Below are 13,024 nucleotides of genomic sequence, written 5' to 3' on the forward strand. Positions count from 1 at the left end.
TCCGAGGGGCGCCCTGCGTCGTGGTGGTGCGCCAGGGGTCAGCCGCGCCCGAGCAGGATCCGCACGTCGGCCGCGGTGATCACGGACCCGGTCACGAGGACGCCGGTCCCGACGCCGACGCCGACCGAGTCGTCGCGCTCGGCCAGGTCGACCGCGATCGCGAGCGCCTCGTCGAGCCGCTCGGCGGAGTGGACCCGGTCCTCCCCGAACACGTCGATCGCGATCTCGGCGAGGTCCGCCGGGTCGGCCGACCGCTCGGCCGAGTTGCGCGTCACGACGATCTCGGCGAGCACGGGCTCGAGCACCGACAGGATCTGCTCGGAGTCCTTGTCACCCATGATCGCGACGACCCCGATGAGTCGCTCGAACTCGAACGCCTCGTCGACGGCCGCGACGAGCGCCTCGGCGCCCGCAGGGTTGTGGGCCGCGTCGACGATCACGGTCGGGCTGGACCGCAGGACCTCGAGACGACCTGGCGAGGACACGTCGCCGAACGCGGCCTCGACGACCCCGCCGTCGAGCGCCCGACCGCCCGAGAGCAGCGCCTCGGTCGCCGAGAGGGCGAGCAGGGCGTTGTGCGCCTGGTGCTCGCCGATCATGGGCAGGAAGATCTGCGTGTACAGGCCGGCCGGGGTGCGCAGGTCGACGACCTGTCCCCCGACCGCGGGCGTGCGTCCCGCGACGGCGATGTCCTGGCCCTCGCGCAGGACGCGGGCGTCCTTGGCGGCGGCCGCCTCGATCACGACGGCCTCGGCCACGTCGCTCTGCTCGGCGAGCACGACGACCGCGCCCTGCTTGACGATCCCCGCCTTCTCGGTCGCGATCTCCTCGATCGTGTGGCCGAGCCAGCGCGTGTGGTCGATCGAGATGGGCGTCACGATCGCGACGTCGCCGTCCACGACGTTGGTCGAGTCCCAGCTGCCGCCCATGCCGACCTCGACGATCGCGACGTCGACGGGGGCGTCGGCGAACGCGGCGAAGGCCATGACCGTGAGCACCTCGAAGAAGCTCAGCCGCGGCCCGCCGGCCTCCTGCGACTCGCGGTCGACCACGCCGACGTACGGCGCGACGTCCTCCCAGATCTCGACGAAGCGTGCCGGGGTCACCGGCTCGCCGTCGATCGCGATGCGCTCGGTGACCGAGGTCAGGTGCGGGCTCGTGAAGCGTCCGGTGCGCAGGCCGTGCTCGCGCACGAGCCGCTCGACCATGCGCGAGGTCGACGTCTTGCCGTTGGTCCCCGTGATGTGGACGGTCCGGTACGCCTTCTGGGGGTCGCCCAGGAGCTCGAGGACCCGCCGCACGCGGTCGAGCGTCGGGTCGATGTCGTGCTCGGGGGCCCGGTCCATGATGTGCGCGTACACCGTGGCCAGGTCCTCGAGCGCTGCGGCCTCCTCGGCCGTGCGCTGGTGCGCTGCGCCGCCGGGGCGCCGCGCGTCCTTGTCACCGGGACGCTCGCCGGCGCCCCGGCCCACGCGGAAGCCGCTCACGCCTGCACCTCCGTCGCCCCGGACACGCCGGCGTCCGAGGCGGCCTTGGCCACGAGGACCTGGCGCTCGTCGGTCGGCGAGAGGTCGATCGTGACGCTCACGGCGAGGGTCTCGCCCGCGATGAGGTCGCGGTGGTCCTCGACCGCGCCCTGCCAGGGGCCGGGCACCGAGAGCGACAGGTCGATCCGGTCGGAGACGTCGAGACCTGCGGCCTTGCGGGCGTCCTGGACCTCGCGCACGATGTCGCGCGCGTATCCCTCGGCCAGGAGCGCGTCGTTCAGCTCGAGGTCGAGGACCACGAAGCCGCCCGTGGGCAGCACGGCCGCCGCGATCGACGGGGCCGCCGGGTCGACCTCGTCGTGGCCCTGCTCGGCGAGCACAACGGTCGTGAGCTCGTACTCGGAACCGAGCAGCGGCACGTCGCCGTCGGGCGTCTCGACGACGACGAACCCGTCGTCACCCACGCGCCACGAACCCGCCTTGGCGGCCTTGATGACCGCCTGGACCCCGCGACCCAGACGCGGGCCGGCGGCCCGCGCGTTGACCGTGAGCTTCTGCGAGACGCCGAACTCGTCCGCCGCGCCCGACTCCAGGTCGAGGAACCGCACGGTCTTGACGTTGAGCTCGCGGGCCAGCAGGTCGGCGTAGGACGTGAGCGCTGCCGGGTCCTCGGTCACGACGGTCAGGGTGCTCAGCGGCTGGCGCACGCGCAGCGAGTGCGCCTTGCGCAGACCGAGCGAGAGCGAGGCCACCGAACGGACGAGGTCCATCGAGGCGACGAGCGCGTCGTCGGCGACCAGGACGCCCGCGAGCGAGTCGGCGCAGGTCTCGGCCGGCTCCTGCGCCGTGACGGTCGGCCAGTCGGTCAGGTGCACGCTGCGCCCGCCCGTGAGCCCGCGCCAGACCTCCTCCGCGAGCAGCGGCGCGAGCGGCGCCATGACCCGCGTGAGGACCTCGAGGGCCGTCCACAGCGTGTCGAAGGCGTCCGCGTCCTCGTCCCAGAAGCGGTCGCGCTGCGTGCGGACGTACCAGTTGGTCAGCACGTCGAGGTGCTCGCGCACCGCCTCGCACGCTCCGGCGATGTCGTACGCGTCGAGCTGGGCCGTCACGGTCTCGACCAGGTCGTGCGTGCGGGCCAGCAGGTAGCGGTCGAGGGCGGGGAGGTCCGCGACGCGCTCGGGGGCCACCCGCTTCGCGGTGTACCCCGCGCCGTCGGCGGCGTTGTTCGAGTAGAGCGTGAAGAAGTAGTAGGTGCTCCACAGCGGCAGCAGCACCTGGCGCACCGAGTCGCGGATGCCCTCCTCGGTGACGATGAGGTTCCCGCCACGCAGGATGGGCGAGCTCATGAGGAACCAGCGCATCGCGTCGGAGCCGTCGCGGTCCAGGACCTCGGAGACGTCCGGGTAGTTGCGCAGGGACTTGCTCATCTTGCGCCCGTCGGAGCCGAGCACGATCCCGTGCGAGACGGCCGAGCGGAACGCCGGGCGGTCGAACAGGGCCGTGGCCAGGACGTGCAGCGTGTAGAACCATCCGCGGGTCTGGCCGATGTACTCGACGATGAAGTCGCCCGGGTAGTGGTGCTCGAACCAGTCGGCGTTCTCGAACGGGTAGTGCACCTGCGCGAACGGCATCGAGCCCGAGTCGAACCACACGTCCAGGACGTCGGGGATGCGGCGCATGACGGACCTCCCGGTGGGGTCGTCCGGGTTGGGGCGCGTCAGGTCGTCGATGAACGGGCGGTGCAGGTCCGTGACGGGCACGCCGAAGTCCGCCTCGAGCTCGGCGATCGAGCCGTAGACGTCGATGCGCGGGTAGTTCGCGTCGTCCGAGACCCACACGGGGATGGGCGTGCCCCAGTAGCGGTTGCGCGAGATCGACCAGTCGCGCGCGCCCGCGAGCCACTTGCCGAACTGGCCGTCGCGGATGTGCTCGGGCGTCCACGTGATGTCCTGGTTGAGCTCGACCATGCGGTCGCGGAACTCGGTCACGCGCACGAACCAGCTCGAGACCGCCTTGTAGATCAGGGGGTTCCGGCAGCGCCAGCAGTGCGGGTAGGAGTGCTGGTAGGTCTCGTGGCGCAGCACGACGGCGCGCGCGGCGGCCTCGACGCGTGCGAGCGGGCCGGTGCCCTCCTTGAGGTCCTTGATGACCTTGGGGTTGGCGTCGAAGACCTGCTCGCCCGCGTAGTCGGGGACCGCGTTGGTGAAACGCCCACGGGCGTCGACGGGCACGACGGGCACGATGCCCGCGGCGTCGCACACGGCCATGTCGTCCTCACCGAAGGCGGGCGCCAGGTGGACGATGCCCGTGCCGTCCTCGGTCGTCACGAAGTCGGCCACGAGCACCTGGTGCGCGTTCGGCCAGCCCTCGGCCGAACGGTCCGTGAAGTAGTCGAAGGCCGGGGTGTAGCGCAGGCCCGCCAGGTCGGCGCCCTTGACGGTCGCCAGGACCTCGGCGTCCTCCCCGAGCTCCTTGGTGTAGGCGCCCAGCCGGGCGGCCGCGAGCACGACCGTGTCGCCCGCCACGGCCGAGCCGGCACCCGCGCGCACCACGACGTAGTCGACGTCCGGCCCGACGGCGACCGCCAGGTTCGAGGGCAGCGTCCAGGGGGTCGTGGTCCACACGAGGACGAGCGCACCGGCGGCCGGAGAGGCGACGCCGTCCACGGCGTCGCCGGAGAGGCGGAACCCGACCGTGAGCGCCGGGTCCTGACGCGACTGGTACACGTCGTCGTCCATGCGCAGCTCATGGTTCGACAGCGGCGTCTCGTCGCGCCAGCAGTACGGCAGCACGCGGTAGCCCTCGTACGCGAGCCCCTTGTCGTACAGGCGCTTGAACGCCCAGATGACCGACTCCATGAACGTGATGTCGAGCGTCTTGTAGTCGTTCGCGAAGTCGACCCAGCGCGCCTGACGCGTCACGTACTCCTTCCACTCGTCCGTGTACTTGAGCACGGACTCGCGGCAGGCCTCGTTGAACGCGGCGATGCCCATGGCCTCGATCTGGGACTTGTCGGTGATGCCCAGCACGCGCTCGGCCTCGAGCTCGGCAGGCAGGCCGTGCGTGTCCCAGCCGAAGCGGCGCTCGACACGCTTGCCGCGCATCGTCATGTAGCGCGGCACGACGTCCTTGGCGTAGCCCGTCAGGAGGTGGCCGTAGTGCGGCAGGCCGTTCGCGAACGGAGGGCCGTCGTAGAAGACGAACTCGTTGTCGCCGTCCTGGCCCGCCTCGCGGTGCTCGATCGACGCACGGAACGTGTCGTCCTTGGACCAGTACGACAGCACGCCACGCTCGAGCGCGGGCAGGTTGGGGCTGGCGGGGATCTGGTGGCCCTGACCGTCAGGGGCGGTGTCGTCGGTGCGGTGCAGAGGGTAGGCCATGGCTCAGTGGCTCCATCGTGAGTGGCAGGCGGTGGTCCGGGACGTGCTCGTGCGAGGACGACCACCCTTCCCTGGTTCCCGAGGGAGAAGGCGAGCCGCGGTACCACCCCGCTTGCCGTCGTCGGGCGCTGTGGGCACCCGAGCGGCGACCGCTCGACACGGCTGTGACGGGCCTACCCGTCCGGTTCTACTGGGGTCCCGCGCGGCGGGGCCTGTTCTTCCGGAGGCTCACCGGTGATGGCCGGGTCGATGCCTGTGGCCCCATGATAACGCGCCGCCCCGCGGGCTCGTCCTGGGGCGACACGAACGACGGAGCGGCGCGAGGAGAACCTCACGACGCACGACGTGACCGTCCGCGAGGAACACGCGCAGGTCGTGCGGCACGACGCACCGGACAAGGCCTCCGAGCTCGAGGGTGTACCGCTCGCGTGGGCATCCCCGAGGCCCCCGGGCTCTGGCGGACGAGCTCCACGGCGCGGCGCGTCTTCGGCGGCGGCACGCCGGCCTCCTCCGTCTTGCCCGACGGCCACGCCGAGGTCCGCGCCCTGGTCTGCGCACCCGCCCCGGGTGGGTTGCTGGACCGGGGTACCGGACCGGTCGCGCGCCGGGCGGGGGCCGGCCGCCAGGTTTTCGGGGGGACTCCCTCCTGTCGCCGGGATCGCGCGGGACGGGACGCTGGAGGCGAAGGGCGACGGCACGCTCGCCCGTCCTCCTGCCCCGCACCCCGACCCGAGAACGAGGCGACGATGCCCACTCCCTCCGAGGCGGCGGCCTCCCCCGGCGCCACCGCCGCACCCGGCCGCACGAGCACCTCCCGACCCGACCGCCCCTCGCGGCCGGCCGACCACGCACGACCGGCCGGTCCCGGGCGACCGACCGGACACCCCCGTCGCTTCCGGCCTGGCCTCGTCTGGGTCGCGCTCAGCTCGATCGCCATGGCCGCGATCCTGCTCACGTCCTACACGGGCGCGACGCTCGACGAGCTCGCCCAGGACGACACGGGTCTCGCCTCGACGTTCGCGGACCGCCCGCCCGCGATCCAGCTCGCGTTCTACCTGCACATCGCGTTCGCCGGGATCGCCCTCCTGGTGGGGCCGCTGCAGTTCGTCTCCCGTTGGCGCCGCCGCGCCCCGCGCCTGCATCGCGTGCTGGGCAGGGTCTACCTGGTCGGGGTCGGCGTGGGTGCGCTCACCGGCCTCGTCATCTCGACCGCGAGCTCGGTGGCGTTCCTCGGCTTCTTCGGGTTCGGGACGCTCGCGGTGCTGTGGGCGTGGACGGGCTGGAAGGCCTACCGCGCGATCCGCGCGGGCCGCGTCGCCGAGCACCAGGCGTGGATGATCCGCTGCTTCGCCCTGACCTACGCCGCCGTGACGCTGCGCCTGTGGGTCGGGGTCCTCGTGGCCGTCCAGACGCCGTTCGCGGGTCCCGACGCCGATCCGGGAGTCCTGTTCGAGACCGCCTACGCCCCCGTCGCGTTCCTGTGCTGGCTGCCGAACGTCGTGATCGCGGAGTGGCTGATCGCCCGACGGAACCTGCCCGGGCTGCGGATGACCCCACCCGTCGCGGTGCGTGCCGCGGCATGAGCCCGCGCGGTGAGGGGCCGGGGCGACGCGAGGAGGCTGCTGCCAGAGGCCGCCGTGTCAGCGCGCGGTCGCCGGCCGACCGCGCGAGGGCTCCCCGCGCCGCGCCCGGTAGGTGTCGATGTCGCGCGCGACGAGCCACTCGATGGTGAGCGCGCGGCCCGGGCCGGGCTGCGCCGTCGGGCCGGGGGTCGTCGGCGGTGCGACGGCGCGGGCGGCCGCGGCGAACCACGGGTCGTGGGCGAGCAGGTGGCCGAGGGGGTCGACGTCACCGGTCACGGCGAACGGGTGGGCGATCAGAGCGAGGTTCATGGGAGGTCCTGGTGTCGAGGCGGGTGCTCACGAGGGCAGACCGACCAGTCCTGGAGAACTGATCGGTGACCATCACGCCCTCACAGGAGAGGGAGGGGCGTGGCACTGCTCGCTGACACCAGGTCGCGCGCTGCTGGAGCGTCAGCGAGCCCTCAACAACAGCTCGACGCGCGGACCGCCCACGGGCGCACCAGGAGCACTCGGGTGCTCAGGGGGTGCGCGGCGGGGATCACGGGCGTCATCATGCCAGCCCGGGTCCGGCCCGACAAGCGCGTCCCGGCCCGGGGCTCCGCACCGGCGTCCGGGGCCGGACAGCGTTCAGGCACGGGCAGCAGACGTCAGCGCCTGGTCACGAGCGGGCCGCGGGCCAACAGCGTCGTGGACGACTGCGCGACGGGCCGCAGCACGAGCGTGTCGATCGCGACGTGCTGGGGCCGGGTCACGGCGAACGTGACGACGTCGGCCACGTCGTCGGCGGTCAGCGGCGCCTCGACGCCGTCGTAGACCGCGTCGGCCCGGGCCTGGTCGCCGTCGAACCGGGTCAGGGAGAACCCCTCGGTGCGGACCATCCCGGGCGCGACCTCCAGGACCCGGACGGGCTCGCCGTTGAGCTCGAGCCGCAGGGTCTCGGCGACCGCGGCCTGGGCGTGCTTGGTCGCGACGTAGCCGGACCCGCCGCTGTACGCGTCGTGCCCCGCGGTCGACGTCAGGACCAGGACCGTGCCGAAGCCCGCGCGACGGATCGCCGGCAGGAACGCCTTGGTCACGCGCACGGTGCCCAGCACGTTCGTCTCGAACATGGCGCGCCAGCGGTCCAGGTCGCTCGCGTCGATGGGGTCCGTGCCGCTCGCGAAGCCCGCGATGTTGAGCACCGCGTGGACCGGGCCGCGAGCCTCGGCCTCGCGCACGAGGTGCGCCACGTCGTCGTCGCTCGTGACGTCCCCCACCACGGGGTGGGCGCCCGTCTCGACGGCGAGGGCGTCGAGCAGGGACGCTCGGCGCGCGAACGCGACGACGTCCCACCCCTGCGCGCGCAGGCGGCGCACCGTCGCCGCACCGATGCCCGACGAGGCGCCGGTGACCACGGCGCGCCGGGTCTGCGCGGACGCGTCGGCCGCGGTGGACGCGGACGTCGAGGGGGTGGGCGGGGGCGTGGTCTGCGAGGTCGTCACGCCCCTACCTTGCCACGCCCCGCGGCACGCCCGACGCCGACCGTGCGGCCTCTCGCATGCTGGACGGCCCCGCTCAGGCCACGGTCACGCCGATCGAGTAGATGCCGCTCGACCCGTCCGGCGCGGGCGGAGCCTTCACGGACGTCTGGACCGTCCCGTCCGTGTCGGTCGCCCGCACCGCGAGGTCGTGGCTGCCCTTCTCGGGCGACGTCCATCTCCAGGACCACTGCCGCCAGGTGTCGGCCGAGACCGTCTCCGCGAGCTCCGCCTGCTCCCACTCCCCCTCGTCGACCCGCACCTCGACGCCCGCGATCCCCGTGTGCTGCGACCACGCGACTCCCGCGACGACCACGTCACCGTCGGCCCCCGGGGAGACCGACGCACCCGAGCGCGGCACGTCGATGCGTGACGACATCTTGATCGGCCCGCGCTGCGACCAGCCGCGCGTCGACCAGTACGCGACGTCGTCGGCGAAGCGCGTGACCTTGAGCTCGACGACCCACTTGGTCGCCGACACGTACCCGTACAGGCCCGGCACGACCATGCGCACGGGGAAGCCGTGCGCGAGCGGCAGCGGCTCGCCGTTCATGCCGACCGCGAGCAGCGACTCCCGGCCCGGGTCCGTCAGCACGTCGAGCGGCGTGCTCGCGGTCCAGCCGTCCGCGCTGCGCGAGAGGACCATGTCGGCGTCGGCGTGCGGCCGGGCCCGCGCGAGCAGGTCGCGCAGCGGGTGGCCGAGCCACACCGCGTTGCCGACCAGGTCCCCGCCCACCTGGTTGGACACGCACGTCAGGGTCGTCGCGTGCTCGACGAGGGGCAGCGCGAGCAGCTCGTCGAACGAGATCTCGACCTCCTCCTCGACGAGCCCGACGATGCGCAACCGCCAGTCGTCGGGGTTCACCTCGGGCACGCGCAGGGCCGTGTCGATGCGGTAGAACTCGTCGTTGGGCGTCACGTAGGGCGCGATGCCGGGCACGTCGAGGCTCGCCCCCGCGGGCACGACGACGGCCGGGCCGACCGGCGCCGGGAGGCGGATCGCGTCCCGCGCCGCGGTCAGGGCCCGCGACCCCGCCGACAGCACGCGCGACGCGCCGCCGACCACGAGCGCGGTCGCCGTGGTCAGGCCTGCGAAGACCAGGAAGGACCGGCGGTCGAGCGCCTCGCGCCCACGGGTCGCGCTCAGCGGGGTCTCCGGCTCGGCCGTCGGGGTCACGACCGGGCTGAGCGCCGAGCCTCGCCACGCCCGCAGCCGCGCCGCTCCCGTCCGCAGGAGCATGATCCCGACGCCGACCCCCACCACGGTCGGCAGAGCCCACAGGGGCGTCGCGTCGGGTCGTGTGACGGCGGCCAGGACCCCCACGAGGCCGACCACCACGAGCAGCACGGTCCCCCACGGCGGCCGCCGCGTCTCGAGGATCCCCGCCACGACGGCCGCGACCGCCAGCACGACGACGATCCCGAGGATCAGCACGGTCTTGTCCGCGGTCCCGAACGTCTCGACCGCGAAGTCCTTGAGCCACGGCGGGACCCGGTCGACGACACCGGCACCCACCACGAGCACGGGGCTCGACCCCGACCCCACGACGAGTGCGACGAGCTCGGCCACGGCGAACGCCCCGAGCGCCGAGGCGATCCCCAGCAGCGGCGCCCACAGGCGTGACGGGTCGGTGCGCCCGCCCCGCCCCCGGGGCGCGCGACCGGACGTGCCGGGAGAGGCGGGCTCCGCCGTCGGGCTCATGAGGCCACTGTAGGACCGCGCGGCGCGGCGGGTCCGCGCGGGAGCACCGCCCGCTTCGCCGACCGCTGAACCGTCGCACCACCGGTCCGCCGACCTACTAGGCTGGGACACGGATCGCGAGCCGCGCTTGGCTCGCCGCAGCGGCCCGTGCTTGGACCGCGGATCCTCGTCGCGGATTGTGGCGCCCTACCCCTCTCGCTTCTCGCCGCGCCGCCGTGCCCCGCACCGGCAGGCGACCTCCCGACCTGGAGTGCCGTGCCCACGCTGCGCCCTGTCCGCCCGTCCGCCCGTCCCGCCCGCCGCGCGCTGCGCGCAGGCCCGACGGCGGCGCTCGTCCTCGCCTCCTCGCTCACCCTCGCGGGGTGCGCGGGCGGTCAGGAGCTCGCGTCCGGCGAGCCGAGCGGGGCGCCCTCCGGTACGGCGGAGGCCTCGTCCACGACGTACCCGCTGACGCTCGCCAACTGCGGGTTCGACGTCACGTTCGACGCCGCCCCGCGCAAGGTCGTGACGATCAAGTCGAGCACGACCGAGATGATGCTCGCGCTCGGGCTGGGCGACCGGCTCGTGGGGACCGCGTTCCCCGACGGTCCCGTCGCCGAGCAGTGGGCGGGCACCGCGGCCGACCTCCCGGCCGTCGCGACGCCGCTCTCCGACAAGGTCCCGGGCGCCGAGGCCGTGCTGACGCTGGCACCGGACCTCGTGTACGCGGGATGGGAGTCGAACCTCACGGCCGAGGGCGCGGGAGACCGCACGACCCTCCAGCAGCTCGGCGTCCAGACCTACGTCTCCCCCTCGGCCTGCAAGGCCGAGGCGTACAAGCCGAACCCCCTGACGTTCGACGACGTGTTCGCCGAGATCACCGAGGCGGGAGAGATCTTCGACGTCGCCGGGACGGCGCAGGACCTCGTCGCAGCCCAGCGCGCCGAGCTCGACGCGGTGGAGACCGACGACCGAGGTCTCACGGCCCTGTGGTACTCCTCGGGCTCGGACATCCCCTACGTCGGGGCCGGGATCGGCGCCCCGCAGATGATCATGGACGCCGTCGGGCTCGAGAACATCGCCGCCTCGGTCCAGGACACGTGGACGCCGTTCTCGTTCGAGGAGATCATCGCGGCCGACCCCGACGTGATCGTGCTCGTCGACTCGGCCTGGAACACCGCGCAGGCGAAGATCGACGCGCTCGAGGCCAACCCCGCGACCGCCAACCTCACGGCCGTGCAGGGCGACCGCTTCCTGACCGTGCCCTTCCCCGCGACCGAGGCGGGCGTACGCAACGTCGACGCCGTCAAGGACCTCGGCGCGCAGCTCGCGGCGATCACCGTCCCCTGAGGAGCACCCCGTGCGAACCCTCGTGCCCGTGAGGAGCGCCGACCCGTCGGCGGTCCACGCACCCGTCGGGCGACCGGCTGACCGTCGTCGAGCCACCCCGTGGTGGCTCGCCGGGGCGTCGGTCGCGCTCGTCGTGAGCGTCGTGGTCGCCGTGACGATCGGCCCCGCCGACCTCACGTGGAGCGACGTGTGGCGCTCGGTCGCGACGCACGTCGGGCTCGGTGGGCTGCTCGGACTCGAACCGCTGCCGCTCCTGCAGGACGGCATGGTCTGGCAGCTGCGCCTGCCGCGCGTCCTGACCGCGGCGGCGGTGGGAGCCGGTCTCGCGATCTGCGGGGGCGTCATGCAGTCCCTCACACGCAACCCGCTCGCCGACCCGTACCTGCTGGGGCTCTCGTCGGGTGCGTCGCTCGGCGCGGTCCTCGTCCTGGTGCTCGGCGTGAGCGTCCTGCTGCCCGTCGCTGCGTTCGGCGGCGCGGTCCTCGCCCTCGTCGCGGCGCTCGCGCTCGCGGGGTCGCTCGGGGCCATCACCCCGACCCGCACGGTCCTCGCCGGCCTCGCCGTGAGCCAGCTCGCGGCCGCCGCGACGTCGTTCATCATCTTCTGGTCCGCGACCGGTGACTCCTACCGCGAGATCCTGTCGTGGCTCATGGGCTCGGTCGCGGGCGCCACGTGGACGTCCGTGGCGATCGCGGGCGGGGCCGTGCTGGTCCTCGGGACGCTGCTCGCGTCGACCGGGTCGGTGCTCGACGCGTTCACGTTCGGCGACACCGCGGCCGCGGGCCTCGGCATCGCCGTGAACCGGACGCGCTGGCTGCTGCTCGTGGGGGTCGCGCTGCTCACGGGCGCACTGGTCTCGGTGTCCGGGGCGATCGGCTTCGTCGGGCTGATCCTGCCGCACGCCGTCCGGCTCCTGACCGGGGCGCGCCACCGCGTCCTGCTGCCGCTCGCGGCCCTGCTCGGCGGCTCGTTCCTCGTGTGGGCCGACACGCTCGCCCGCACGATCTTCGCCCCGCGCGAGCTGCCCGTGGGCATCCTGACGGCCGCGATCGGCGCGCCCGTCTTCGCGATCATCCTGTGGAGAGGGAGGCGGGCACTGTGAGCACGGCGAGCACGGCGAGGGCTCCGGGTGCTGTGGACGCTGCGGCCGCTCCGGATGCCACGGCCCGCGACGCGCACGGCTCTCGTGGGCTGGACGCCGCGCGCGTCTCGTGGTCGGCCGGGTCGCGGCTCATCCTCGACGGGGTCGACGTGACCGCTCCCCCGGGGGCCGTGAGCGGCCTGCTGGGGCCGAACGGGTCCGGGAAGTCGACGCTGCTGCGTGCGATCGCGGCCACGCAGGTCCCGGACGCGGGCGAGATCCGCTTCGACGGCGAGGACCTGCTGGGCATGCCGCGCCGACGCCGCGCGCGCCGTCTCGCGCTCGTCGAGCAGGACGCGTCGACCGACCTGCCGATCTCGGTGCTCGACGCCGTGCTGCTCGGCCGCATCCCGCACCGCTCGCTCCTCGCGGGCGACACCGGGGCCGACCGGACCGTGGCACGCGAGGCGCTCGTCCGGGCGGGCGTCGAGGACCTTGCCGACCGCTCGCTCGCGACGCTGTCCGGCGGCGAGCGCCAGCGCGTGCACATGGCCCGCGCCCTCGCCCAGGAACCGTCGCTGCTGCTGCTCGACGAACCCACCAACCACCTCGACATCGCGGCCCAGCTCGCGGCCATGTCGGTGCTGCGCAAGCTCGCGGCGGACGGCGTCACGGTCCTCGCTGCGCTGCACGACCTCAACCTCGCGGCCGCCTCGTGCGACCACGTCGTGGTCCTGGCGCAGGGGCGCGTCGTCGCCGCGGGCGGCGTGCGGGACGTGCTGGTCCCGGACGTGATCGAGCCGGTCTACGGGGTCCGCTGCGACGTCATGGCGCACCCGCGCACCGGCCGCCCGGTCCTGGTCTTCGGCGACTGACACCGTCCCGCCGCCCGTGGTGCCGAGAACGGGGTTGAGGTCGTTCCGGCAGCCGGAACAGCCTCAACCC

The 13,024-nt window shown here is 73.7% G+C and carries 9 protein-coding genes; 4 read left to right on the forward strand and 5 right to left on the reverse strand.

What is annotated here, in order from left to right:
• Positions 1-38: 38 nt before the first annotated feature.
• Both ACFRCR_RS10895 and ileS read right to left on the reverse strand, forming a co-directional pair.
• A complete protein-coding gene (locus ACFRCR_RS10895) occupies positions 39-1,487 on the reverse strand; it encodes a bifunctional folylpolyglutamate synthase/dihydrofolate synthase (RefSeq protein WP_377677470.1) in 1,449 nt (482 codons plus the stop codon).
• Entirely contained in the window at positions 1,484-4,867 is a 3,384-nt protein-coding gene (ileS, locus tag ACFRCR_RS10900) for an isoleucine--tRNA ligase (protein WP_377677472.1), read from the reverse strand. Before ileS ends, ACFRCR_RS10895 begins: the two co-directional genes overlap by 4 nt.
• 746 nt (positions 4,868-5,613) lie before the next feature.
• Here ileS and ACFRCR_RS10905 point away from each other — a divergent pair.
• On the forward strand, positions 5,614-6,450 hold the full coding sequence (locus tag ACFRCR_RS10905; protein WP_377677473.1) for a DUF2306 domain-containing protein: 837 nt from the start codon (positions 5,614-5,616) through the stop codon (positions 6,448-6,450).
• 57 nt (positions 6,451-6,507) lie between these two features.
• On the opposite strand, the gene ACFRCR_RS10910 is transcribed toward ACFRCR_RS10905, so the two are convergent.
• The 3 genes from ACFRCR_RS10910 to ACFRCR_RS10920 all read right to left on the reverse strand — a co-directional run bounded on the left by ACFRCR_RS10910 (position 6,508) and on the right by ACFRCR_RS10920 (position 9,669).
• The gene (locus ACFRCR_RS10910) at positions 6,508-6,759 is read right to left on the reverse strand and encodes a hypothetical protein (protein ID WP_377677474.1); all 252 of its coding nucleotides are present in this window, start codon (positions 6,757-6,759) and stop codon (positions 6,508-6,510) included.
• A 338-nt stretch (positions 6,760-7,097) separates the two neighbouring features.
• On the reverse strand, positions 7,098-7,931 hold the full coding sequence (locus tag ACFRCR_RS10915) for an SDR family oxidoreductase (protein ID WP_377677476.1): 834 nt from the start codon (positions 7,929-7,931) through the stop codon (positions 7,098-7,100).
• A 73-nt stretch (positions 7,932-8,004) separates the two neighbouring features.
• Complete coding sequence (locus tag ACFRCR_RS10920) at positions 8,005-9,669, reverse strand: molybdopterin-dependent oxidoreductase (protein WP_377677478.1); 1,665 nt, start codon at positions 9,667-9,669, stop codon at positions 8,005-8,007.
• Positions 9,670-9,933: 264 nt separating this feature from the next.
• Here ACFRCR_RS10920 and ACFRCR_RS10925 point away from each other — a divergent pair, with 264 nt between their 5' ends.
• The 3 genes from ACFRCR_RS10925 to ACFRCR_RS10935 all read left to right on the forward strand — a co-directional run bounded on the left by ACFRCR_RS10925 (position 9,934) and on the right by ACFRCR_RS10935 (position 12,954).
• On the forward strand, positions 9,934-10,998 hold the full coding sequence (locus ACFRCR_RS10925; RefSeq protein WP_377677481.1) for a putative F420-0 ABC transporter substrate-binding protein: 1,065 nt from the start codon (positions 9,934-9,936) through the stop codon (positions 10,996-10,998).
• 10 nt (positions 10,999-11,008) lie between these two features.
• On the forward strand, positions 11,009-12,100 hold the full coding sequence (locus tag ACFRCR_RS10930; RefSeq protein WP_377677480.1) for a putative F420-0 ABC transporter permease subunit: 1,092 nt from the start codon (positions 11,009-11,011) through the stop codon (positions 12,098-12,100).
• A gap of 89 nt (positions 12,101-12,189) precedes the next feature.
• Positions 12,190-12,954 carry a putative F420-0 ABC transporter ATP-binding protein gene (locus ACFRCR_RS10935; protein WP_377677483.1) on the forward strand — a complete coding sequence of 255 codons (765 nt, stop codon included), beginning with the start codon at positions 12,190-12,192 and terminating at the stop codon, positions 12,952-12,954.
• Positions 12,955-13,024 lie beyond the last annotated feature (70 nt).

This window comes from Oerskovia sp. NPDC056781, assembly GCF_042789955.1.
GTDB lineage: Bacteria > Actinomycetota > Actinomycetes > Actinomycetales > Cellulomonadaceae > Oerskovia > Oerskovia rustica.